The organism is Mangrovibacter plantisponsor, from assembly GCF_003182475.1.
Classification (GTDB): Bacteria; Pseudomonadota; Gammaproteobacteria; order Enterobacterales; family Enterobacteriaceae; genus Mangrovibacter; species Mangrovibacter plantisponsor.
This window is the reverse complement of record NZ_QGTS01000012.1, coordinates 110,811-134,980: the sequence shown is the minus strand read 5'-3', so window position 1 is coordinate 134,980 and position 24,170 is coordinate 110,811. Positions and strand designations below refer to the sequence as shown.

General features: G+C 49.0%; 23 protein-coding genes and 1 pseudogene. 13 read left to right on the top strand and 11 right to left on the bottom strand.

Annotation, left to right across the window (positions count from 1 at the left end):
- The first annotated feature begins 43 nt into the window (after positions 1-43).
- On the top strand, positions 44-304 hold the full coding sequence (locus tag DES37_RS18905; RefSeq protein WP_110027295.1) for a hypothetical protein: 261 nt from the start codon (positions 44-46) through the stop codon (positions 302-304).
- Positions 305-460: 156 nt separating this feature from the next.
- Positions 461-898: a DUF3574 domain-containing protein gene (locus tag DES37_RS18900; RefSeq protein ID WP_110027293.1), complete on the top strand. Its 438-nt coding sequence runs from the start codon at positions 461-463 to the stop codon at positions 896-898.
- Between the two features lie 51 nt (positions 899-949).
- On the opposite strand, the gene DES37_RS18895 is transcribed toward DES37_RS18900, so the two are convergent.
- On the bottom strand, positions 950-2,134 hold the full coding sequence (locus DES37_RS18895; RefSeq protein WP_036108449.1) for a NupC/NupG family nucleoside CNT transporter: 1,185 nt from the start codon (positions 2,132-2,134) through the stop codon (positions 950-952).
- A gap of 893 nt (positions 2,135-3,027) precedes the next feature.
- On the opposite strand from DES37_RS18895, the gene DES37_RS18890 reads away from it, so the two are divergent.
- Complete coding sequence (locus DES37_RS18890) at positions 3,028-3,333, top strand: hypothetical protein (RefSeq protein ID WP_036108451.1); 306 nt, start codon at positions 3,028-3,030, stop codon at positions 3,331-3,333.
- Positions 3,334-3,684: 351 nt separating this feature from the next.
- A complete protein-coding gene (locus DES37_RS18885) occupies positions 3,685-4,395 on the top strand; it encodes a CTP synthase C-terminal region-related (seleno)protein (RefSeq protein ID WP_036108455.1) in 711 nt (236 codons plus the stop codon).
- A gap of 70 nt (positions 4,396-4,465) precedes the next feature.
- Here the strand turns inward: DES37_RS18885 and DES37_RS18880 are convergent, their stop codons facing one another.
- Entirely contained in the window at positions 4,466-5,632 is a 1,167-nt protein-coding gene (locus DES37_RS18880) for an MFS transporter (protein WP_110027291.1), read from the bottom strand.
- Between the two features lie 91 nt (positions 5,633-5,723).
- Here DES37_RS18880 and DES37_RS18875 point away from each other — a divergent pair, with 91 nt between their 5' ends.
- Positions 5,724-6,530, top strand: coding sequence for an AraC family transcriptional regulator (locus DES37_RS18875; RefSeq protein WP_036108460.1), 807 nt, complete (start codon positions 5,724-5,726; stop codon positions 6,528-6,530).
- Between the two features lie 9 nt (positions 6,531-6,539).
- Here the strand turns inward: DES37_RS18875 and DES37_RS18870 are convergent, their stop codons facing one another.
- The 3 genes from DES37_RS18870 to yeaG all read right to left on the bottom strand — a co-directional run bounded on the left by DES37_RS18870 (position 6,540) and on the right by yeaG (position 10,550).
- On the bottom strand, positions 6,540-7,037 hold the full coding sequence (locus tag DES37_RS18870; RefSeq protein WP_036108461.1) for a YbaK/prolyl-tRNA synthetase associated domain-containing protein: 498 nt from the start codon (positions 7,035-7,037) through the stop codon (positions 6,540-6,542).
- A gap of 205 nt (positions 7,038-7,242) precedes the next feature.
- Positions 7,243-8,544 (bottom strand): YeaH/YhbH family protein, encoded by a 1,302-nt coding sequence (locus tag DES37_RS18865; protein ID WP_036108463.1) that lies wholly within the window; start codon positions 8,542-8,544, stop codon positions 7,243-7,245.
- Positions 8,545-8,615: 71 nt separating this feature from the next.
- A complete protein-coding gene (gene yeaG, locus DES37_RS18860; protein WP_036108466.1) occupies positions 8,616-10,550 on the bottom strand; it encodes a protein kinase YeaG in 1,935 nt (644 codons plus the stop codon).
- 573 nt (positions 10,551-11,123) lie between these two features.
- Between yeaG and DES37_RS18855 the strand changes: the two genes are divergently transcribed.
- Together DES37_RS18855 and DES37_RS18850 are read left to right on the top strand one after the other, a co-directional pair.
- Positions 11,124-11,864: a MipA/OmpV family protein gene (locus tag DES37_RS18855; RefSeq protein ID WP_110027290.1), complete on the top strand. Its 741-nt coding sequence runs from the start codon at positions 11,124-11,126 to the stop codon at positions 11,862-11,864.
- Between the two features lie 132 nt (positions 11,865-11,996).
- Positions 11,997-12,851 carry an aldo/keto reductase gene (locus DES37_RS18850; protein WP_110027288.1) on the top strand — a complete coding sequence of 285 codons (855 nt, stop codon included), beginning with the start codon at positions 11,997-11,999 and terminating at the stop codon, positions 12,849-12,851.
- 53 nt (positions 12,852-12,904) lie between these two features.
- On the opposite strand, the gene DES37_RS18845 is transcribed toward DES37_RS18850, so the two are convergent.
- Together DES37_RS18845 and gapA are read right to left on the bottom strand one after the other, a co-directional pair.
- The gene (locus DES37_RS18845; protein ID WP_110027286.1) at positions 12,905-13,786 is read right to left on the bottom strand and encodes a D-hexose-6-phosphate mutarotase; all 882 of its coding nucleotides are present in this window, start codon (positions 13,784-13,786) and stop codon (positions 12,905-12,907) included.
- 69 nt (positions 13,787-13,855) lie between these two features.
- A complete protein-coding gene (gene gapA / locus DES37_RS18840) occupies positions 13,856-14,851 on the bottom strand; it encodes a glyceraldehyde-3-phosphate dehydrogenase (protein ID WP_036108473.1) in 996 nt (331 codons plus the stop codon).
- A gap of 343 nt (positions 14,852-15,194) precedes the next feature.
- Between gapA and msrB the strand changes: the two genes are divergently transcribed.
- Both msrB and DES37_RS18830 read left to right on the top strand, forming a co-directional pair.
- A complete protein-coding gene (gene msrB / locus DES37_RS18835; RefSeq protein WP_036108474.1) occupies positions 15,195-15,608 on the top strand; it encodes a peptide-methionine (R)-S-oxide reductase MsrB in 414 nt (137 codons plus the stop codon).
- 44 nt (positions 15,609-15,652) lie between these two features.
- Positions 15,653-15,934, top strand: coding sequence for a YeaC family protein (locus DES37_RS18830; RefSeq protein ID WP_110027346.1), 282 nt, complete (start codon positions 15,653-15,655; stop codon positions 15,932-15,934).
- 191 nt (positions 15,935-16,125) lie between these two features.
- Here DES37_RS18830 and pncA read toward each other — a convergent pair whose 3' ends face one another.
- The 3 genes from pncA to sppA form a co-directional block, all read right to left on the bottom strand.
- Complete coding sequence (gene pncA / locus DES37_RS18825) at positions 16,126-16,767, bottom strand: bifunctional nicotinamidase/pyrazinamidase (protein WP_110027284.1); 642 nt, start codon at positions 16,765-16,767, stop codon at positions 16,126-16,128.
- Positions 16,768-16,778: 11 nt separating this feature from the next.
- Positions 16,779-17,792 carry an asparaginase gene (gene ansA / locus DES37_RS18820; RefSeq protein ID WP_110027282.1) on the bottom strand — a complete coding sequence of 338 codons (1,014 nt, stop codon included), beginning with the start codon at positions 17,790-17,792 and terminating at the stop codon, positions 16,779-16,781.
- An 86-nt stretch (positions 17,793-17,878) separates the two neighbouring features.
- Entirely contained in the window at positions 17,879-19,729 is a 1,851-nt protein-coding gene (gene sppA, locus DES37_RS18815) for a signal peptide peptidase SppA (protein WP_110027280.1), read from the bottom strand.
- Positions 19,730-19,904: 175 nt separating this feature from the next.
- On the opposite strand from sppA, the gene DES37_RS18810 reads away from it, so the two are divergent.
- From DES37_RS18810 to DES37_RS18795, 4 genes are all read left to right on the top strand, one after another.
- Positions 19,905-20,456 carry an NAD(P)H nitroreductase gene (locus tag DES37_RS18810; protein ID WP_036108489.1) on the top strand — a complete coding sequence of 184 codons (552 nt, stop codon included), beginning with the start codon at positions 19,905-19,907 and terminating at the stop codon, positions 20,454-20,456.
- Positions 20,457-20,574: 118 nt separating this feature from the next.
- Complete coding sequence (gene selD / locus DES37_RS18805; protein ID WP_110027279.1) at positions 20,575-21,618, top strand: selenide, water dikinase SelD; 1,044 nt, start codon at positions 20,575-20,577, stop codon at positions 21,616-21,618.
- Positions 21,619-21,621: 3 nt separating this feature from the next.
- Entirely contained in the window at positions 21,622-23,592 is a 1,971-nt protein-coding gene (locus DES37_RS18800) for a DNA topoisomerase III (RefSeq protein WP_110027277.1), read from the top strand.
- A complete protein-coding gene (locus DES37_RS18795; RefSeq protein WP_072006944.1) occupies positions 23,516-23,794 on the top strand; it encodes a YnjH family protein in 279 nt (92 codons plus the stop codon). The genes DES37_RS18800 and DES37_RS18795 overlap by 77 nt, the downstream gene beginning before the upstream one ends.
- Here the strand turns inward: DES37_RS18795 and DES37_RS18790 are convergent.
- Positions 23,751-24,167: pseudogene (locus tag DES37_RS18790) on the bottom strand (pyrimidine (deoxy)nucleoside triphosphate diphosphatase). The gene DES37_RS18795 and the pseudogene DES37_RS18790 overlap by 44 nt on opposite strands.
- Positions 24,168-24,170: the final 3 nt, after the last annotated feature.

Sequence of the window (24,170 nt, the reverse complement as noted above, 5' to 3'; positions counted from 1 at the left end):
GGAATGGTGCCTTGTTTCAATAAATAACAAGAGGGCAAACCTGATGGATGCTGTTGTCGTATTGCATGAACACCGCATCGGTTTCATTGTGTTGCGTGATGAAGACGGCGGGTTTATTGTCGCCGAGTTACAATCCAGCGATGACATTCAACGGGGTGACATCATCAGTGGTGTGTTTGACGTATCACAGACACAAACCTTCAAAAACAAAGCGAATGAAGACGAGGTAGACTTACTCGTGCATGGTACGGGAATGACTGAAGCAGACGCGATTAAATTCATTCAAACCAAAACCGCAAGTTGAGCACTAACCATCCCGGGAAGGCGGTTAATAGCCTTCCTGCACTTCTTACCTGTCTGTTTGCTTGCTATTCCTTTGAATTTCGTATTCTATTCAGAAGCGAAATACAGAGTTGTATACCAATAACAATGATTCAGATGATAGTAAGACAGGTGAATAATGAAAAACGTATTTGTGGCAGGCATTTCTGCAGCTTTTCTGGCTTTCTCGCTGGCAGGCTGTACCGCACCAGTGACCAAAACAGCTGAAAAGACGGATGCAACCTGTAAAGTGGGTGCACCAATGGTGCAAACAACATTGTACTTTGGCCTGAGCCGCTCTGGTGGGCCTGATATCACCAGTGCTGAGTGGCAGCACTTTGTTGATCAAGATGTGACACCGCGTTTTCGTGATGGGTTGACTGTGTTTGATGCACGCGGGCAGTGGCTGGGCAATGACGGTAAACTGGCAAAAGAAAATAGTAAGGCGTTGATGTTAATTCATGGCAACGACCCGGCTGAAAACCAAAAAATAGAAACCTTGCGTTCTGTTTATAAAACCCGGTTTGCGCAAGATTCAGTAATGCGTGTAGATGACACGGTTTGTGTGGGTTTTTAACGCTAACTTGTGGCGGGAATTGCCCCGCCACACATCAATGGGGCGCCAGTTTTAAAGAACCAGCCCGGCAAAAGCGGCCGACAACAGGCTCACCAGCGTAGCCCCGTACACCAGGCGTAATCCATAGCGGGATACCGTATTCCCCTGGCGCTCATCCAGGCCTTTAATTGCTCCGGCCACAATGCCAATAGACGCAAAGTTGGCAAAGGAAACCAGAAAAACAGACAGAATACCCAAACCCCGCGGTGTCATGCCCTGGGCGATTTTTTGCAGATCGATCATCGCAACAAATTCATTGGCCACTAATTTAGTAGCCATGATGCTGCCCGCCTGCAGCGCATCCACTTGAGGGATCCCCACGAGCCAGGCCAGCGGGTAAAATACAAATCCCAGAAGTTGTTGGAAACTGTAGCCAAAGAGCGTTGAGAACAGTGCGTTAATCGCACTAATAATTGCAATAAAACCTATCAGCATGGCCAGAATTATCATTGCAACTTTAAAACCTGCCAGAATGTATTCCCCAAGCATTTCAAAGAAACTTTGCGATTCATGAAGCTTCTCCAACTGGACTTCTGGCTCCTTGCCGGGCTGTGTTGGGTTGATGACCGACAGGATAATGAAGGTGCTGAACATATTCAGTACCAGTGCGGCAACGACATAACGCGGTTCAAGCATTGTCATGTACGCTCCCACAATAGATAACGACACCGTGGACATCGCAGTAGCTGCCATGGTGAACATGCGCTGAGGTGATAATTGAGCCAGTACACCTTTGTAGGCAATAAAGTTTTCAGACTGACCGAGCGTCAGGGAACTGACAGCATTGAACGATTCCAGTTTCCCCATGCCATTAATTTTTGACAAAACAGTGCCGAAAATGCGAATCAGAACAGGAAGAATACGCCAGTGCTGTAAAATTCCGATCAACGCAGAAATAAAAATAATCGGGCACAACACGCCTAAGAAAACAAATGCCAGGCCTTGCTTACCCATGCCGCCAAAGACAAAGTCAGTACCCTGGCTTGCGAAATGAAGTAACGAGTCAAAAAGAGCGGCAACATGTTTAATTACAATTAGCCCTCCCTCTGCATGCAGGAAAAACCATGCCAAAGCAGCTTCAATAACAACTAATTGAAGAATATAACGAATGCGAATTTTCTTACGTTCGAAACTTGCCAGCCAGGCCAGAGCCAGGATAACAATCAGCGCAAAACAGAAATGAAGTATGGTTAGCATAAATATTTTCAGGCAGGTGAAAAAAAGCTATTAGGCCATAAATTATCACGCAGGTAAATCACCGTATGTATGTGAAATTAGTATGAAACTTGTACTGCCAGGGCACCAACTGATTGGAAGCAAGCCATCAGTGTTTTTCGCCACCCATCAACCAGTGGCAATAGATAGCACATTGTTATACTTCGGGTTGCAGTTGTGGGTACTGCAGGCATGAACAGGCGTTTTAATGCACAGCAGAACAGGTATCGAGTGAGTGATGGCATTTTTTTGATAAAAAAAACCCCATCCAGACTGGATGGGGAAAAATGATTTATCAATAGGGAATGATGCTCTCTGGTTTTCAATGAGAACACAGTAAATGTACTCGCTAATAGTGAACAGAACATGGAGAAATTATGGAGTTTATATCCATGCTTATGAATATATGTCAGAAAACAGCATTTGCAGAAAAATCAGGCGACATGAATAAGAAAAAAAAGGCCCCATTGCAAGGGGTGGGGCCAAAGTCAACTTATTGATTATGGAATGAGGTTCGGGGGTTTATCCCTGAACAAATAAAAATTTAGCAGCAAAAAAAGAATTAATAATGGAGACAATGTGGAATTTGTGTTAAGTAGAGTTTCTGTGCTGTTTTTTGCCTGTTAAATAAAATACCTGGCTGGAAACGATGGGGCTGGATCTGTTGTTTTCCAAAAACATCTACCGAAAAGAGAACGTTATTATTTGAGGCGGCCTGTTAGTTGTTATTAATGATTTTGAGACGCATTATCAATAAGCTGCGTTCTCAGCGGCGTGTATGTAATATAATCGTTTTTTGTACAAAAAATATTTACTTTTTGCACCAGGAATGCTCTGATCTACGCCGTCAAAAATCAGTGTAAGAGAAAAAGGAAATGAACGCGCTAAAACCTGGTAGCCTGGCCTTAATTATTGGTGCCAGAACTTTGTCTGGTCGAATAAATATTGGTAAGTCTGTCTGCCTGTTTGAACGTTACCGCCCCGGAGAACGTTTTATTAACCCGGTCAACGGAGTAGAAACAGTACTGCCAGCAGATACAGGGTGCAGCCTGTGGTTAGTAACAGGTGATGTCATCGCGTTCGACAAACAGCCTGGTTTTGCATTTGTGCGTGATGAGCACCTGATGCCACTTGACAGTGATTTTTCATCCAGCGATGTGCTGGAAAGAATGATGGATTAAAAGCATATCCGTATCTGGTTTGCCCTGGCAAAAAGTACAGGGCAAGTCTGAAGAAGTAATTCATTTCAGTGTGAAGCTTTCCAGAATTGTACAGTGTGTTTTTCAACCCCATTTTCCCGTACACAAACATACCTCAGCCTTGTACCACTCTTTTTTGCCAGACTTATCATAAATTTTTAAGCTTGCAGTCAGCCAGTTAGGTCGCTTTGGATAAAAAAAACGCCCGTTAATGTGATCGACTCAGCAATACAGTTGTAGAGTAAATAAACAGGTCGCTTATTGGCTATTTGGGTTCCTGAGTGTCATGTAAAATTACTAAGTAAGCCATTACTGTGTAATAAGGATTTCCCTATGACTACCTCACTGCCGAAGTCCACGCTACGTATCGCCCTGGTTGGTGATTACAACCATGAATCCGTAGTACATGATGCCATTCATTTAGCGTTAGATGACGCTGCTGCTGTGCTTGGTGTGACGGCGGATTATGACTGGCTTGCAACGGAAGAGATAAATTCTGGTGAAGACCTGGTGGGTTATGATGCCATCTGGGTTGTGCCCGGAAGCCCTTACAAAAAAGCTGAAGGGGTGTTACTGGCAATTCGTTATGCCCGTGAACAGGGTGTACCGTTTCTGGGCACATGTGCGGGGTTCCAGTATGTCCTGATTGAATATGCCCGCAATGTCATGGGAATGCCAAATGCTGCGCATGCAGAGACAGGTACTGGTGGCGATATTATTATCACTCCACTTTCTTGCCCTCTTGCAGGGACATCTGAAGTTGTCTTACTCCACCCGGATACACAGATTGCCAGAGCGTATGGGAAGTCCGAAATTACTGAGCACTATAACTGCCACTATAGTGTTTCAGCAGAATTCATCGCCCGGCTGTCAGGGCAGGATTTGGTGGTCACCGGTACTAACAGGGAGGGTGAAGCAAGGGTGGTTGAGTTGTCATCTCACCCTTATTTTGTAGCGACACTATTTCAGCATGAACGCTCATCACTTGATAAGCGCCCATCACCTCTGGTACAGGGTTTTTTAAAAGCGGTTCGTGTCATTTAGCACTCACTGCCACGTCTGGTTGCCCATGCCCCGAAACGAGTGAATACGTTTCGGGGCTTAGTTATTACCATTACCGGTGTGCTTTCCCTGCAACTGTGCCAAAAGCGGCCATAACAACACTCAACACCGAACAGCCAAGCACAGGCCATGCCCATGAGTGCGTGAATGCATGGGCATTACCGGCTAATGGTGGGCCAAATGCAGCCAACAAATAACCAACAGACTGGGCCATGCCAGACAGTGAGGCTGCTTCATGGGCCGTTGAGGTTTTCAGGCCAATAAATGACAGCCCGAGGATCATTGTTGCGCCAGACCCAAAACCAAACAGGCATACCCAGATGGAAGCTGCAGACGGGAAGAGCCACAACCCGGCAAGGCTGAAGGCACAAAGTAAAGAGACCCCGGCAGCGATAGCGCGCTGATCACGCATCTGGCTTATCACCATACCAATAAACAAGCCCGGCACTGCGCAGGCCAGTTGCATTAACCCATGCAGCGAGCCTGCCTGGGCTTCGCTGTACCCTGCATCCATCAGTATCATGGGGAGCCAGCCAATTACCACATAGTAAATAAGCGAGTTGATACCTAAAAAGAGGGTAATGAACCAGGCGAGTGAACTGGACCAGATTCGTGGAGCAGAATCTGTGGTTTGCCGTACGTGGGGAGCCTGGGTACCTTTACCAACCTGATCCCACCACATTACAAGTGCCAGTATCGGAAAAATCATCAGGCAGGCTAATGCACCTTGCCAGCCAAAACGGACAGCCAGTGGCACCATCGCAGCTGAGCCCAGGCCAGCAGCGACACCCATCGTCAAAGAATAAGCGCCAGTAAGGCGGGGAATACTTCCAGGAAAATCTCGTTTTATCAACCCGGGTAACAGTACGTTCCCCACAGCAATACCTGCACCAATCAATACAGTTCCCAGGTAGAGCCCGGAAAGGTTGCCACTGGAGCGCAGCAAAATGCCGGTGCAGATAATCAACAAAGCGCTAACCAGGCTCCGTTCCGGGCCAAAGTAGCGAGAAACGCGGGCCGCCAGTGGTGAAATGATGGCAAATGCAAACAGAGGTAAAGTGGTCAGTATCCCGGTTTGTGTGGCAGATAATGCAAACCGGCTGCTGACCTGGTCAAGCAGTGGAGCAAGGCCGGTAAAAGAAGCGCGAAGTGTGGCTGCAATCAGCAATATTCCGGCAATCATACGCCAGGGCGCAATTAAACGAAGTGCAGTAGTCATTGTTTCTCCTCATTTACCCACATGATACGCCGTAAAGCGGTATGATGAATTAAGCTAAAATGACATTTTATCGCTGTAATCGGACAAAATAATGGCGCGAGACCTTGCACTCAGTGGATTCATTCCGGATGAAAATCATGATCCGGCGGTTGCATTTTTTATTGAAACGGAAGATGACAAAGACCAGTTTTTCCCGTTGCATAAACACCGTAAAGGGCAACTGATCATGGCGCTGCATGGCGGGGTTTCATGCGAAGTGGAACAGGGGATGTGGATTGTTCCGCCGGGTTATGCTGTATGGATCCCAGGTAATATGATGCACAGTAACCGGGTTATGGCGCGCGCACGGTTGTGCTTTTTGTTCCTCGAAATGGGGGAAATTCCGATGCCAGAGCAATGTTGCACTCTTCAGGTTTCTGCACTGGTCAGGGCACTGGTTTTGTCTCTGGCTGAAAAGGGACTGCCGCGGTATGAGCGGGAACGCACGGCTCGCCTGGTGGCGGTTTTGCGTGATGAACTACCTGAACTGCCGGTCGCTCCTCTGCAACTCCCTTCCTCGGGGCATCCTAAAATTTGCCGAATGGTAAGATTCATGGCCGATAACCCGGGAAACCGCCGAACTTTGTCGGAATGGGCAAAACACCTGGCAATGAGTGAGCGAAACTTATCGAGGCTCATTTTGCGTGAAACCGGAATGACGTGGCGTAACTGGCGCCAGCAGTTGATGGTGATTATGGCGGTACGTTATTTAATTGCAGGGCAGAGTGTTCAGGTAGTGTCACGCACACTCGGTTATGAATCAACAACTGCTTTTATTACTATATTTCGCCAGGTGTTGGGTACCACGCCTGGCCGTTATCTGGGTCAACAAATGGGTGGCCCTGGTAAATCTGCCTGAACCCTGCGGCTAACGGGTAAAGTTCACCAGTTGTGGGCGGGCAATACGCAAGTAATCGTCGGTATTGAGAATAATAGATTTTTCCAGGCGGCCCGCGTTGAAGGCAATTTCTTGCTGCTGGAGAAATAACCCCGGGTCTGCAATCAAGGTAAGCTCCGGGTGAAAACTGAAAGGTGGAATGGCGCCAAAAACGCACTGAGTAAGTGTTTCCACTTCCAGTGGGCTTGCCAGTGATGCTTTTAGCCCGCCAAAGTGGTGTGCGATTTTACTCAGGTCGGCCTGTTGCGCTGCACTCAGAATAGCCAGCACATGGCGTTTCACACTATTTCCTTTTACTTTACATACCAGTGCCTTGGCACCTTGTTCCAGCCGGGTTCCCCGAACAACAGAAACAGCTTCACACTTGCCAACGGGCTCATGCTCCATAATGCGAAAACGTGCGTTCTCATCTTTTAATAAGGTGACCAGTTGTTGGTAAATATCGCCACTGGCAACGCATTCAGACATTGGATTCCCCCCGGCTCAGGCAAAAATTTAATTGTATATCTCCTGGAGTAATGTGCCATCGCACCAGTTACATAGCGATGTTTACCATTACGCAGGTACGTCTGTGATTGTGGTGAAGAAAATAGTGTGAATCAAGGGGGAAGTGCTGCGGGAGTAAACAGAAAATCAGCCAGAAAAGAGGCCTTAACTGGCTGATTATAATAGATTAGCTGCTCATTTCAGCTGCTTGCTTATGGAACAACTCTCTGAATACCGGGTAAATATCATCCTGGTCACGAATATGCTGCATGGAGAAATTTTCGAACATTGACTGCAAATGTTCATACTCCCGCCATAACGTCTGGTGCGCTCGCCGTGTTATTTCAATATAACAGTAGTAACGCACCACAGGCAGTAAGCGTTTAGCCAGAATTTCGTGGCAAAGAGGCGAATCATCAGCCCAGTTATCGCCATCGGATGCCTGTGCGGCATAGATGTTCCATTGAGCTGGGTCATAACGTTCTTTGACAACTTCATCCATCAGTTTTAACGCACTGGAAACGATGGTTCCCCCGGTTTCCTGTGAGTAGAAAAACTCATGTTCATCCACTTCTTTGGCCTGGGTATGGTGGCGAATATAAACCACTTCCACATTCTTGTATGTTCTGCTCAGGAACAGATAAAGCAGTATATAGAAGCGCTTAGCCATATCCTTGGTTGCCTGATCCATTGATCCCGACACATCCATTAAGCAAAACATTACCGCCTGGCTGGACGGTTCCGGGCGTTTCTCAAAGTTTTTGTAGCGTAAATCGAATGTGTCAATAAAAGGCACCCGGGCAATTTTTTCACGCAATTCGGCAATTTCTTTGCGCAGCCGTTCCTCTTCCAGCAACTGTACCGGTTCGGTGTGCTCTACTGTATCCAGTGCGGCCTCCAGTTCCCGCAATTGCCTGCGTTTACCGGCACTCATTGCTGTACGGCGGGCAAGTGAGTTTTGTAGTGAACGCACCACACTAATGTTGGCTGGCACGCCATTAGCGGTATACCCGGAACGGTGGGTTTTGAACTCATTTAACTGCCGTTGCTGGTTTTTCTTCAGGTTTGGCAGCGCCAAATCTTCAAAGAGCAGATCCAGATATTCATCTTTGGATATCTGAAATACAAACTCGTCCTGGCCTTCGCCATCATTACTGGCCTGGCCTTCGCCACTCCCTGAACCGCCACCACCACCCTGAGGGCGTTCTATGCGATCTTTCTCGACAAAATGGTCATTACCGGGATGAACACGCTGGCGCATCCCACCACGCCCCTGATGGAACATTGGCTCATTAATGTCATCGATAGGTATGGAAACGGATTCGCCGCTCTCCACATCGGTTACCGAACGCTTATTAATGGCCTCGGAAATCGACTGTTTGATTTGCGCTTTATAACGGCGCAAAAAGCGCTGGCGGTTAACCGTGCTTTTATTTTTACCGTTAAGACGCCGGTCAATAAAATAGGCCATATTTCCCCCAAACTGCATGCCAAAGCGCAGATTTATCACTGCATATTGTGCAGTGATCAGGCGCCGTGCTTAGCCGGCGCCAGTCATGGTTATGAGGACTTCCGTACACGCAGATACCATTCACATAACAAACGAACCTGTTTACGGGTGTAACCTTTCTCCATCATACGGTCCACAAAGTCATCGTGTTTTTTCTGCTCGTCGGTTGAGGTTTTGGCGTTGAACGAAATAACAGGCAACAACTCCTCAGTGTTCGAGAACATTTTTTTCTCAATCACGGTGCGCAGTTTCTCGTAACTGGTCCAGTTCGGGTTACGCCCACTGTTATTGGCTCTGGCACGTAAGACGAAATTGACTATCTCATTACGAAAATCTTTCGGGTTGCTGATACCTGCCGGCTTTTCAATTTTTTCCAGTTCAGCATTGAGCGATTCACGGTCAAACAACTGCCCGGTATCCGGGTCACGATACTCCTGGTCCTGAATCCAGAAATCGGCGTAAGTAACATAACGGTCAAAGATATTCTGGCCATATTCAGAATAGGATTCGAGATAGGCCGTCTGAATCTCCTTGCCAATGAACTCTGCATATTTGGGGATCAGGTAGCCTTTCAGGAATTCAATATACCGTTCAGCCTGCTCCTGCGGGAATTGCTCACGCTCGATTTGCTGTTCCAGTACGTAGAACAAATGTACCGGGTTTGCGGCAACTTCCGCGTGGTCAAAGTTAAATACACGGGACAAAATCTTGAAGGCGAAACGTGTTGAAAGCCCGTTCATCCCTTCATCCACACCCGCGTAATCCCGGTATTCCTGGTATGACTTCGCTTTCGGGTCAGTATCTTTGAGGCTTTCACCATCATAGACCCGCATTTTCGAATACATACTGGAGTTTTCCGGCTCTTTCAGGCGAGAAAGAATAGAGAAACGCGCCAGTGTTTCCAGTGTGCCCGGAGCGCAAGGGGCGTGTGTCAGCTCACTGTGGTTGAGCAGTTTTTCATAGATCTTAATTTCTTCAGAAATCCGCAGGCAATAAGGCACTTTGACGATATAAACACGGTCAAGGAATGCTTCATTGTTTTTGTTATTGCGGAACTGGACCCATTCAGATTCGTTTGAGTGGGCAAGGATAATACCATTAAAGGGCAGGGCAGAAATCCCTTCAGTACCGTTGTAGTTGCCTTCCTGAGTTGCGGTTAACAGTGGGTGCAGCACCTTGATAGGTGCTTTGAACATTTCCACAAATTCCATGATCCCCTGGTTCGCGCGGCACAGAGCGCCAGAATAACCATAAGCATCAGGGTCGTTTTGAGCATAATGTTCAAGTTTACGGATATCCACTTTACCGACCAGCGCGGAAATATCCTGGTTGTTTTCATCACCTGGCTCAGTTTTGGCAATGGCCAACTGTTCCAGAATGGATGGCCACACTTTGACCACCTTAAATTTGGTGATATCACCACCAAAATCATGCAAGCGTTTAGCCGCCCAGGGCGACATAATCGTGCCCAGGTAGCGTTTAGGGATACCGTATTCTTTCTCAAGTATTTCGCCATCCTCCTGCGGGTTAAACAGGCAGAAAGGATGGTCATTGACCGGGCTGCGTTCACCATTAGCACTCAGGACATAGATGGGAACACGCTGCATCAACGACTTCAGGCGTTCAGCCAGTGAAGATTTACCCCCACCAACCGGCCCCAACAGATAAAGAATCTGTTTCTTCTCTTCGAGCCCTTGAGCGGCATGTTTCAGGTAAGAAACAATCTGTTCAATCGCTTCTTCCATGCCGTAGAACTCTTCAAAGGCAGGATAGCGCGCAATGACGCGATTCGAAAAGAGACGGGATAGCCGTGGTTCTTGTGCTGTATCCACCATCACCGGCTCGCCGATGGCCATCAACAGCCGTTCTGCCGCGTTAGCATAGGCACTGCGATCTTGCCGACAAGTGGCGAGAAACTCCTGCAGTGTGAATTCTTCGTCCTTGGCAGCTTCGTAACGCTGACGATAGTGATCGAATATATTCATGGCGTACCGTCCTGTTATAAATTCTGGGAACATGTTACAGCTATCAGTTTTTCCTACTTTTAGCGGTGGTATGCAACGGCATTCAAAAACACAACACCGTCCTATTTGTTATGAGCGTCTATTGTCGATTGATCAAGTTGTTAGCGAGGGCGGATATTGCCATGATTGTTTAAAATTTGAGCTGAAATTAGATTATTTTTCTGTTTTATTTTTTAATAAAAAATAAAAACCTGTATTTTTGTTTTATGTCGACATGAATAACCAACATTGAAGGGTGGGCAAATGTTGGTAAATTTTTAAATGATGTGCAGAAAAGCAAGTTTGCAGCACAATTGGTGTGCCATTACCTGAGAAAAGTATTCTGTTTTATGTACAGTAGGGAATCATTAGCTCTCAATTGGTTGTTAATAAAGAAATAACTCAGGTGATTATAATTAGCAGATAACAATGAATAAAAAATGACAACCAGGAAAAGTCTCCTGGCGGAAAAATGGGATTATCTGATTAAGGGTAAACAAAGCATCTGCTACACTTTGTGCGTTTTTATTGCTAAGGAATGAGCTAAAAGTGAATATGCGTTCTGTTATTTTGATGAGCACACTGGCGCTTGGGGTTTGCCAGAGTGCAGGCGCAGCAAGTTGGTCTTTGGGCGCTGGTGCGCTGGTTTCTCCAGACCCTTACGTAGGCTATAAAAATAAAGTTTATCCCGTTCCAATGATTGGCTATGAAGGGGAGAGCTTCTATTTTCGTGGGTTTAATGGCGGTTATTATTTGTGGAATGACGAGAGCGACAAAGTTGCGTTAACGGCATTTTATTCGCCCATTCACTTCCGCTCAAAAGACAGCTCGAACTCCCAGATGAAACGCCTGGACAACCGGTATGCCACGGTTATGGGGGGCATTTCATGGACCCATAATACTGCGCAATTTGGCTCCCTGCGTACGGTGCTGGCAGGCGATATGCTGGGCAATAGCAATGGTATAACCTGGGATAACACGTGGCTTTACCATTATCAGTATGGCCGCTGGAATGTCAGCCCGGGCGTCGGGATACAATGGAACAGCGCCAACCATAATGATTATTACTATGGGGTAAGCCGCTCTGAATCCAGCCGTAGCGGTATCCACTCATGGGATGCAGGAAGTTCATGGAACCCGTACGTTGAGCTTTCTGTGAATTACGCCGTCACACCGTCCTGGAGTATTTTTGGCATGGGGCGTTATGTTCGCCTTGGTAAGGCGATTAAAGATAGTCCTATGGTAGACAGTTCATGGACAGGCGTATTACTGACCGGTGTTAATTACAGATTTTAAACTGAAATTTCAGGCATTTTTACGGGGCGCTTGCGCCCCGTTTGTTTTACAGTCAACGTCACTACAGGCAGATTACTGATAACCTGGGGCATACTTTTCCGATATGGATTTTAAAACAGGAGGTATCAGACGATGGTTAAACGAATGGTTGTACTCCCTGATAACACCGCACTGCCCGCAATTGGCCAGGGAACCTGGTATATGGGGGAGCACTCCAGTGATATGACTCAAGAAGTGCGCGCGCTTCAGGCGGGAATTGATGCCGGGTTGACCTTGATTGATACTGCTGAAATGTATGCTGACGGTGGTGCTGAACGCGTGGTTGGCAAAGCGATTTCCGGGCGCCGTGACCAGGTGTTTTTGGTATCCAAAGTGTATCCCTGGAATGCTGGTGGCCAAAAGGCGATTGAGGCCTGTGAGGGTAGCCTGAAGCGGTTGGGTACTGACCATCTGGATTTATGGTTGTTGCACTGGCGGGGTAATATCCCACTGGAAGAAACAGTACGCGTGATGGAGAGCCTGGTTAAGCAGGGGAAAATCAGGCGGTGGGGTGTGTCTAACCTTGATGCCAGCGATATGCAGGAGCTGTGGGATATTCAGGGTGGCCAGGCCTGTATGGTCAATCAGGTACTCTATCACTTAGCTTCACGCGGTATTGAATATGATTTATTACCCTGGTGTAACACCCACCATATACCTGTAATGGCGTATTCCCCGCTCGCTCAGGCCGGGCGGTTGCGCAGAGGGTTAATGCAGCATAGTGGAATACAGGCTATGGCCGCAGAGTTGGGGGTTACTGTTGCTCAGTTGCTGCTTGCCTGGGTGATTCGCCAGCCGGGTGTGATAGCTATTCCTAAAGCGTCTTCTGTTGAACATGTCCAACAAAATGCTGATGCGGCAAATATTGTACTGACACAGGCACATTGCGAGTTACTTGATGCTTTTTTTGCACCACCGGTACACAAATTGCCCCTTGATATGGTGTGAATGAACGGGGCGCAACCTTGCTGGTTGAGCCTCGTTTTACAGGCAGCCAGTTATTATTTGCTGACAGAAAGCACGCAAGCCAGGCGGCCTGGCTGGCTGGCAGATACTTTTTGCGGAATAGTCGCATTAACAGCTTCGACGCAAACGAAGGTTTTATAACCATCGTCCGGAACATCACTCATACTGACAGACAATGCCGGGCCTGGGTTCCAGGCAACAACGTTGCAGTTATGGTGATGAACCACATCAATACGGCGAGGCAGGCTCTTATCGTGGATAACGCTGCAAGCTTCAGCTTCAAGATAAACACGGTCCACCCGGTCCGGGAAGGTCTGGATGCCATCGCTGAGCTGGTCTTCAACACCGCCATTAACTTTATCAATGAAGCGGTGACCTAAGCCACTCACGCTCACCGCACTAATATCACCAACAGTGAAGTAGGTATGCAGTGCTGATTGCGTTTCAAATTCGCCGTGAGATTCCAGTTCCATTTCACAGGTTGCACCCAGTTTAAAACGGGCATAAAGCGTGAAATCATGAGGCCAGTACTTACGGGATGCATCGCTACTTTTTAGTTCGAATGTTAATACAGCACCGTTATTGTCTTCGTTATGGGCGCTGAGTTGCCAGTCCAGGTTACGGGCAAAACCGTGGGACGGCAGGGATGAATCTTTTGCCGGGCCAAACCAGGGCCAACAAATGGGAACACCGCCACGAATAGCCGCGCCATGTTCAAACAGAGATGCTTCACTCAGCCACAGTACTTCTTTTTCACCTTCGGGTTGCCATGACAAAAGATGCGCGCCCTGAAGCGCTACGGAAGCTTTCACGGCTGGATGGTTGACAACCAAAATATCCAGCTCACCTAACTTCCTGCGAGATATTGTGGGCGTGACCTGTTCCAGTACCGGTAGTGCAAAGATTTTTTCAATCATTAATGCCTTCCTCTGTGATGAAATAAAAAAGGGCGACCGAAGTCGCCCTTAGGATCAGATGCTCATCTCTTATTTAGAGATGTGAGCGATCAGGTCCAGTACTTTGTTAGAGTAACCAGTTTCGTTGTCGTACCAGGATACCAGTTTCACAAAGTTGTCGTTCAGTGCGATACCCGCTTTGGCATCAAACACAGAAGTGCAAACTTCGCCGTTGAAATCGGTAGATACAACGTCGTCTTCAGTGTAACCCAGAACGCCTTTCATCGGGCCTTCGCTCGCAGCTTTGATAGCAGCTTTGATTTGTTCGTAGGTTGCAGCTTTTTCCAGACGTACAGTCAGGTCAACAACAGATACGTTCGGGGTAGGAACGCGGAACGCCATACCAGTCAGTTTGCCGTTCAGTTCTGGCAGTACTTTACCTACTGCTTTAGCTGCACCGGTAGAAGACGGGATGATGTTCTGAGCAGCGCCACGGCCACCACGCCAGTCTTTGTGAGACGGGCCATCAACAGTTTTCTGAGTAGCGGTAGTTGCGTGAACAGTAGTCATCAGACCTTCGATGATGCCGAAGTTGTCGTTGATAACTTTAGCCAGCGGTGCCAGGCAGTTGGTGGTGCAGGATGCGTTGGAAACGATATCCTGGCCAGCATATTTTTCGAAGTTAGCGCCGCGAACGAACATCGGAGTGCTGTCTTTGGACGGGCCAGTCATAACAACTTTTTTGGCGCCAGCAGTGATGTGTTTACGAGCGGTTTCGTCAGTCAGGAAGATACCAGTTGCTTCTGCAACTACATCAACACCAACTTCGTCCCATTTCAGATTAGCCGGGTCTCTTTCAGCGGTAACGCGGATTTTTTTACCGTCAACAACCAGGTGGCCGTCTTTCACTTCAACGGTACCGTCGAAACGGCCGTGAGTGGAGTCATATTTCAGCATGTAAGCCATGTACTCAGCGTCTAACAGATCGTTGATTGCAACAATCTCGATGTCAGAACGTTTCTGAGCAGCACGGAAAACAATGCGACCGATACGGCCAAAACCGTTGATACCTACTTTGATAGTCATATATTCCACCAGCTATTTGTTAGTGAATAAAAGGTTGGCTGTAAAATTACAAAAACCTTACGCAGCGTCAAGCGGAATCGTGTCAATCATTGCGACAAATCAATCCTCTGCGTAAGCTTTGTGCGACTGACTGCCTCTTCATCCATTTGGGCTACAAGTCTCTATGGGGACTGCGCCCAGAATTTTAAAGTCAGCTCTATAGAATAATGTGACGTAGATCACAAATGAAATTGCGTCGCTTTTACAGGCTACAGTTTAGAACAAAAGTTGCGCCTTGAGTGTTAATGTTTTGTTAGAATCCTTGAGAGAATTTGATAAACCCATTAATGCCGGAAGTGCACCTATGAGCAATTCATCCCAAAATGACGATATAAAAACAACGCTGACTGAAATGCAATTTTATGTTACTCAGGAACGTGGCACGGAACCCCCTTTCACCGGGCAATTATTGCACAATAAGCGTGATGGCCTGTATCACTGCCTGGTGTGCAATGCGCCACTCTTCAGGTCTGAAACAAAATACGATTCTGGTTGTGGCTGGCCGAGCTTTTTTGAGCCAGTCGACAGCAATGCAGTTCGTTATCTGAATGACTATTCACACGGTATGCAGCGCACAGAAATTCGTTGTGCGCATTGCGACGCACATTTAGGACACGTATTTCCTGATGGTCCACGTCCCACTGGCGAACGCTATTGCGTGAATTCTGCTTCGCTGAGTTTTACCGACGGGCAGTCTGGCGAAGAGACAAAAGGCTGATTGAAACGTTTCAGCAAATTATTCCAGCAAGGAGAGAAATGATGATGGATTTTGAGGCCGTATTATCCACAATGACACCGGAAATTTATCAGCGTCTGGCAACAGCTGTGGAACTGGGAAAGTGGCCAGATGGTGTTCCCCTGACTCAGGAGCAAAAAGAAAACTGCCTGCAACTGGTCATGCTCTGGCAACAGCGAACCAATGCTGACCCGGAACATATGACAATTGGTACCGACGGGCAGATTATGATGAAAAGCAAACAGCAACTGAAAGCGGAGTTCGGTATTGAAACGTCATCAATTGTGACTCTGAAACCACAAGACTAACAATATTGTTACCCTGGCATCAGGAAATGTACCTGCTTGCTAAACTGTATTGCGTGACGTTGTCACTTTTTACCGTGCCGGGCGCCTGCCAATAAAAACGCGAGCCAGATGTGCAGGCTCGCGCGAATATCAAAAAACAGGCCATTGCCTGCCATAACAGTGATTGCCAGCACAATGGCGTGCCAGTGGCCTCAATTGTGGACTTCTAACCAGTCCTCCAGTGTATAGAGAGTTGCACCGGCAAAAGCCATATCCTGAAACGCACGGATACTGTCACCGTCCTGCATTTCAACCCCCCGGCAACCGTCAACAATAACGGCAACCTGGTAGCCCAGCTTGAGTGCGTCCAGCACCGTATACTTGACACAGTAATCCGTAGCCAGACCCATAATAATCAGTTGGCCGACATGGTAGTGCTGGAGCCAGGCGTGTAGCTGCGTTTCTTGCCGGTGCTCGTTGTCAAAAAACGCGCTGTAGCTGTCAATCAGCGTATTCTCGCCTTTCTGAAAACAGGCGGAGATGGCTTCTTGTTTCAGTAACGGATGCAGTTCAGCACCTTGCGTGTTTTGAACACAATGATCCGGCCACCAGGTTTGCTCCAGCCCATCCAGCATACCTGTTGTGAAGGGCTCTGCACCCTGTACCCGTGCAAAGCTACCGTGATCTTGCGGGTGCCAGTCCTGAGACGCGATAACAATTTCTCCGCGGGCCCGGCACCATTTAATCAACTGGTTGGCAACCTCAACGGTGGCGTCACCATCAGCAACAGTCAGTGCGCCCCCGGCACAAAAGTCATTCTGGATATCAACCAGTAATAAGGCTCTGTGCGCCATGCAAACCTCCATCAGTCCGGGGTCAGTTCACCACGTAAATTGCTCATCATTTGCTGGCGTATCGTTTCACTGCCCAGGTTCTGGCTGAGCAGGTAATGTAACTTAGTCAGCGTCGCTTCCACGGTCATATCATAGCCACTAATAACACCCGCTTGTGCCAGCGCATTTCCAGTAGCATAGCCTCCCATGTTGACTTTACCAGACATACACTGTGTCAGGTTGACGACAACAATACCCCGGTCACAGGCTTCCTGTAATGTTTCAGTGAATGCCGGGTTTTGAGGTGCATTGCCCACACCGTAGGAACGCAGGATCAGTGCCTTCACAGGCTGGCGCACAAAGTTACGCACCACGTCAGCCGCGATACCCGGGTAAATAGTGACTACCCCAATCGGCTGCGGCGTTATTGGGTGTACCTGCAATTCCCCAAGCCCTGACGGGGCTGGTGTGGTGTTGAGACGGCGGATATGAATGCCAGCCTCCAGTAAAGGTGGCAGATTAGGTGATGCAAAAGCATCAAAACCATCTGCATGGGCTTTGGTTGTCCGGTTGCCACGATACAGGCGGTTATTGAAGAATAGTGTCACTTCGTTAACAGGATAATTTGCCGCAATGTATAGCGCATTGAGCAAGTTTATCTGCCCATCGGAACGCAGTTCAGCAAGGGGGATTTGCGAACCGGTGACAATCACGGGTTTACCAAGATTTTCCAGCATAAACGAGAGTGCTGAAGAGGTGAATGCCATGGTGTCAGTGCCGTGCAGAATAACGAAACCATCATATTCGTCATAGTGTGCGGCTATATCATCGGCAATATGCTGCCAGTCTTCAGGCGTCATATCGGATGAATCCATCAGCGGCTGGTATTCATGAATGGTAAACGAAGGCATCTCTGGCCGGTGGAATTCAGGCATTTGCGCGAGCTGGCGCTGTAAATGACCAGATACGGGTATGTAACCATTCTCAGAACGTTGCATACCGATGGTGCCGCCGGTGTAAGCGACATAAATGGATTTTTTTTGCATATCAGAGCCCTGGGGTGCATAAACAGGCGCAGTATAGAGAGGAATTACCAAAAAATCAGCCCGGATATACCGGGCTGATGACCTGATTAACGAATGTCTGAACAGTTCAGGCACCAGGCATAACGGTGCCGTGGGTCATTAAAAAGAGCCAGGCTGTTACTCTGCGCCATAATTTCCTTACTGGCACTTGCCAGCGGGGCAGGGAGCATGGCCTGCAGTGCATCGGGGAGCATCGCTCTAACCGAACCATCGAACATGCCAATCACTTTGTCCAGCATACCGGGCTCAGCCTGGTAATAAACCTGGTGCCACTGTTTAAGTTTGGCCAGCTCAGCCGCTTTTTTCAGTGCATCATCAAAATCACCCAGGCTGTCAACCAGACCATTATTTTTGGCATCCTGCCCGGTCCAGACATGCCCCTGAGCAATTTGATCTATCTGGTCCGGCGTTTTATGGCGTGACTGTGCAACCAGTGTGATGAAGCGCTTATAGCCATTTTCAATACTCAGTTGCATCATCTGTTGCACTTCAGGCGGTAAAGCCTGGGTCATGGAGACCTGCGCCAGCGGGGAAGTTGATACCCCGTCAGAGTGAACACCAATCGCATTCAGGCTGTTCTCGACGGTGTTGATTACACCAAAGATGCCGATTGAGCCGGTAAGCGTATTCGGGTTGGCAATAATGTAATTGGCCGGTGTGGAAATCCAGTACCCCCCAGAAGCCGCCATACCACCCATAGATACAACGATGGGTTTGCCCGCCTGGCGCGCAGCAGCAAGCTCTTCACGAATTAGTTCAGAGGCGTTGACACTACCACCAGGGCTGTTCACCCGCAGCACAATCGCTTTAACGCTCGGATCCAGGCGTGCTTCACGAATTTGTTCGGCAGTGGTATCGCCCCCTACGTTCCCCTGGGTTTCCGGGCCATCCATAATGGCACCGTTCGCGAAAATGACCGCGATGGCTCCACCGGCATCAGACGGTGTGTGCAATGGGTAGTTGTAAATGCTGACAGCACGGAACTGGTGGTCTTTTTTGCTCCAGCCGAACTGTTTGGTCAGCGCTTTTTCAACCTGAGCATGGGTTGCCAGCTCATCGACCAGTTTGTTATCCAGCGCATATTTGGCAGTATCGCCGCCGGTTTGCTGTAAGCCTGCCAGTAAAGCCTGTGCGCCAGGGAATACTTGTTGCGCCGTAATATTTCGGTTAGCTGCAAGTGTATTCAGGTAGTTTTGCCATAGCTCGCCGATCCAGCGGCTGTCTGCATCACGAGCCGCAGGTGACATATCATCACGAATAAAGGGTTCAACTGCAGATTTGTAAGTACCAACCCGGAAAACATGAGTGGTGATTTTTAACTTATCTAGCAGAGATTTATAGTAAAGCCCGCTGGTGGCAAAACCGTGCAGGTCAACAGTACCCTGCGGAGCCAGATAAATTTTATTGGCAAAGCTTGCCAGGTAATACTGTCCCTGGCTGTAATTACTGCCATAGGCAATTACCGGTTTGCCGCTGTCCCGGAATTCGCGCAACGCTTTGCCAATATACTGCATGGAAGGCTGGTCGGCTCCGGCGAAGTCTTTTAAATCCAGTACGATACCGGTGATGTTGTGATCATCTTTTGCCTGCCGAATTGCATCCACAATATCAAACAGTGAGTTTTCTTGCAGGCGGTCGGAGTTGGCACCCAACAATTGGCGGCTGATGATACCAAGCTTGTTGGTCACTGAAGGCTTATCGACAATCACCCCTGTGACATCCAGCAGCAGGGCACCACGCTGTGGTACCTCCGGAGGCGTGCGTAACTGGTACCACACACCAACACCAACCAGTACCACCAGAATAAAGATCAGGTTGAGTACCAGGTTGCGAAAAAAGCTTAGCAAACGCCATGTCCATGTAAAAAAACCACTAATAATTCGCCAAAGAGTGCGCATGTATTCTCCATATCAATTTCGGTGGGCTCGCTGGTTCGGATTCAGTGCTGCACCGTACAGTGTGATTATCCTAAATAGCTCGCGCGCAGTTGTCAGCATGAATCGCGGTGGACGCTGTAACAAAACCTGTTGCTGTGTTAATTTTGTGAATAAAAATTAACACAGGAGCTAACAGATGGACGCACTGGAATTACTGGTTAACCGCCGCAGCGCTTCACGGCTGGCAGAACCCGCACCGCAAGGTGATGCGCTGGCACAAATATTACGGGCCGGGATGCGGGCTCCGGATCACGGCGCACTTCAACCGTGGCGTTTCGTGCTGATCGAAGGCGAGGGGCGTGATCGTTTCAGTTCTCTGCTGGAACAGGCTGCTCTGGCAGACAAAATGGATGAAAAAGCAGTAGACAAAGCAAAGAATGCGCCGTTCCGGGCACCGCTGATTATCACTGTTATCGCACATTGCGAAGCGCACCCCAAAGTGCCAGTGTGGGAACAGGAAATGTCTGCCGGTTGCGCTGTCATGGCAATGCAGATGGCTGCAGTGGCCCAAGGGTATAACGGCATCTGGAGAACCGGGGCGTGGACTGAGCACTCACAGGTTCGTGAAGCCATGGCCTGCCGCGAGCAGGATAAAATTGTCGGCTTTTTGTATTTAGGAACGCCACAATTAAAAGCCGCGCCAACTGTTGCGGCTCCGGATATGACAAATTTCGTCCGACATTTCTGAGTTATTGCTATGACTGTCTGATAGATAAGCAAAATTGTAATTATTCAGACAGTCATACTTACCTCTCTGTCAGAGAATCGTTACCATAGCGGGCAAAGAGACTGACAGGAGATTGTCCATGAGTGAAAATCCCATTCGTTTAACACAATACAGCCATGGCGCTGGTTGTGGGTGTAAAATCTCGCCAAAAGTTCTGGAAACCATTCTTCATTCAGAGCAGGAAAAATTTTGCGACCCGCATTTGCTGGTTGGCAATGAGACCCGCGACGATGCCGCAGTTTATGACCTGGGCAATGGAACCTGCATCATCAGTACAACTGACTTTTTCATGCCGATTGTCGATAGCCCTTTTGATTTTGGCCGCATAGCTGCAACCAATGCTATCAGTGATATCTATGCTATGGGTGGCAAGCCAATTATGGCGATTGCTATTCTGGGCTGGCCTGTCAACAAACTGGCACCGGAAATTGCCGCACAGGTGGTTGATGGTGGGCGGTTTGCCTGCCGGGAAGCTGGTATTGCACTGGCGGGGGGGCATTCAATTGATGCCCCTGAACCTATCTTTGGGCTGGCTGTTACGGGTGTGGTGCCAACGGAACGCGTGAAACAAAACTCAACGGCCAGTGCGGGTTGCCAGCTATACCTGACCAAGCCTTTGGGGATTGGTGTGCTGACAACGGCAGAGAAAAAAGGGCTGTTGCAACCTGAACATGTTGGCCTTGCCACTGAGGTGATGTGCCGGATGAACAAAGCAGGTGCAGATTTTGCCGCGTTGGATGGGGTAAAAGCCATGACTGACGTAACCGGCTTTGGCCTGCTGGGGCATTTAAGCGAAATGTGCCAGGGGGCAGGTGTTCAGGCAGAGTTAGTCTACAGCCAGGTGCCAGCCTTACCCGGGGTTGAGGAATATATCGCTCAGGGATGTGTGCCCGGCGGCACTGACCGTAACTTCTCAAGCTATGGGCACTTAATGGGGGAAATGCCAGCAGCATGGCGTAATTTGCTCTGTGACCCACAAACGTCTGGTGGTTTGTTGCTTGCCGTCAGCCCACAAGCGGAATCTGAGGTAACTGCTGTTGCTGAACAGCACGGCATTACACTGCAGGCGATTGGTGAACTGAAAACCGCACGAGCCGGGCGCCCTATGATTGAGATTCGTTAATCTATGCGGTTGTTTATTGCTGAAAAACCCAGCCTTGGGCGTGCTATTGCCGATGTTTTGCCAAAGCCACACCGCAAAGGCGATGGTTTTATTGCCTGTGGTGATAACCAGACGGTGACCTGGTGCATTGGCCATTTATTGGAACAGGCAGAACCCGATGGTTATGACGCGCGGTTTTCCCGCTGGAATCTGAACGATCTGCCTATTGTGCCGCAAAAATGGCAATTGCGCCCACGGGCCGCTTCCGCCCGGCAGCTTAAGGTTGTGGAGCGCCTGCTGGGTGAAGCCAGTGAAGTGGTTCACGCTGGTGACCCGGACCGTGAAGGGCAACTACTGGTTGATGAAGTTCTCGATTACCTGCAACTTGCGCCGCAAAAGCGTCGCGAGGTTAAACGCTGCCTGATAAATGACCTCAATCCTCAGGCGGTTGAGCGGGCCATTGGGCGGCTGCGTGATAACAGTGAGTTTGTACCGCTGTGTGTATCCGCACTGGCACGGTCCCGTGCAGACTGGCTCTACGGTATTAACATGACACGAGCATGGACTCTTGTAGGGCAACGGGCCGGGTTTAAAGGTGTCTTGTCTGTTGGCCGGGTACAAACTCCAGTTCTGGGGCTGGTGGTGCGGCGCGATGAAGAGATAGCGAATTTTGTACCCCGGGATTTTTTTGAAGTCCGGGCGCACATTGTTACCCCTCAGGGTGAGCGTTTTGTTGCTATTTGGCAGCCCAGCGATTCCTGTGAGCCCTGGCAGGACGAAGAAGGGCGCCTGTTACACCGCCCGCTGGCCGACCATGTTGTCGCCCGCATTACCGGTAAGCCGGCTCAGGTAACAAGCTACAGTGATAAACGTGAATCTGAAATCGCACCACTTCCTTTTTCGCTTTCTGCTTTGCAGATAGAAGCGGCGAAACGTTTTGGGCTCAGTGCCCAGAATGTGCTGGATATTTGCCAGAAACTCTACGAAACCCACAAACTGATTACCTACCCGCGTTCTGATTGCCGTTACTTGCCTGAGGAACATTTTGCTGGCCGCCATGCTGTGCTGAATGCTATCGGTGTGCATGCTGCATCATTGCTCCCGCAGCCCGCAGTGGATCCCGAGCGGCGTAACCGCTGTTGGGATGACAAAAAAGTGGATGCGCACCATGCCATTATTCCCACAGCCCGTACTGCCTCAGTGAAGCTTTCTGAAAATGAAGCTAATGTTTATACACTGATCGCCCGACAATACCTTATGCAGTTCTGTGCTGATGCCTGGTACCGCAAATGTGTTATTGAACTGGATATTGCGGGGGGTAAGTTTATCGCCAAAGCCCGTTTTCTGGCTGATGCCGGCTGGCGTGTATTACTGGGTGGCAAAGAGCGTGATGAAGAAAACGATGGTATGCCATTACCGGTGGTGAGTGAAGGTGACACATTGTTATGTGAATCCGGTGAAGTGGTGGAGCGGCAGACCCAGCCACCGCGCCATTTCACTGATGCCACATTACTTTCTGCCATGACTGGTATTGCGCGCTTTGTTCAGGACAAAGAACTGAAGAAAATTCTGCGTGCAACTGATGGGCTGGGTACAGAGGCAACCCGTGCCGGTATTATTGAGTTATTGTTTCGGCGGAGTTTTCTGGAGAAAAAAGGGCGCTATATACATGCGACGCCGGCCGGCTGCGCACTGATTCATTCGCTTCCGGAAAGCGCCGGACGGCCAGATATGACAGCACACTGGGAGTCTGTGCTTACACAAATTAGTGAGAAACAGTGCCGGTATCAGGATTTTATGCAACCGCTGGTTGCAACCTTACATCAACTTATTGAACAGGCGCGGTCTGCACAGCCAGCACAGTTTCGTGGTATTCGGGCTACGCAGGGCGCCACAAGTGGGAAAGCAGAGGGAAACCATGGTAAAGCATCTGTTCGCCGCAAGCCTCGTGCTGGGCGTAAGTCTGGGGGCAGCCGCCCAGAACCGGCAGCCTGACGTGCAAGTAAATGTCCCTTCTGAGGTCTTCACCACACAAGGGCAGCAGCAAACTCCGCCGTGTAACCAGTGCTGTATCTACCAGAACCAGAACTATTCGGAAGGTGCGGTCATCAAAATGGAAGGGGTTTTACTGCAGTGCCAGCGTGATGACCGGGTTATGGGCACAAACCCGCTAATGTGGCGGCGGGTGAAGCCATAAACGCATCGAGTATGGGGATATCTGCCGGTGCCAGTGAATACTGGCAGACTTCCTGCGGAGTTACCCATACCAGTGCAGTATGATGCCGGTTAACCGGGGTACCGGTAAAACAGGGCACATACCAGCCATGTAGCTAAATCAGCCTGCCATTGACTGGGTGGCTGTTGCTGGTTACATAGCTTTCTGGTTGTGCGTTTATGCCCAGCTCTTCATGTAGTTCCCGTTGCAGAGCCTGTGGTTGTGTTTCACCCGGCTCAATTTTCCCACCTGGAAACTCCCACAGGCCCGCCTGGTCACCCTGGGGAGGGCGTTGCGCGAGCAACAGCTTGCCATTGTTCACTATAATGGCTGCAACCACCTCAACCCTGTTCATCTG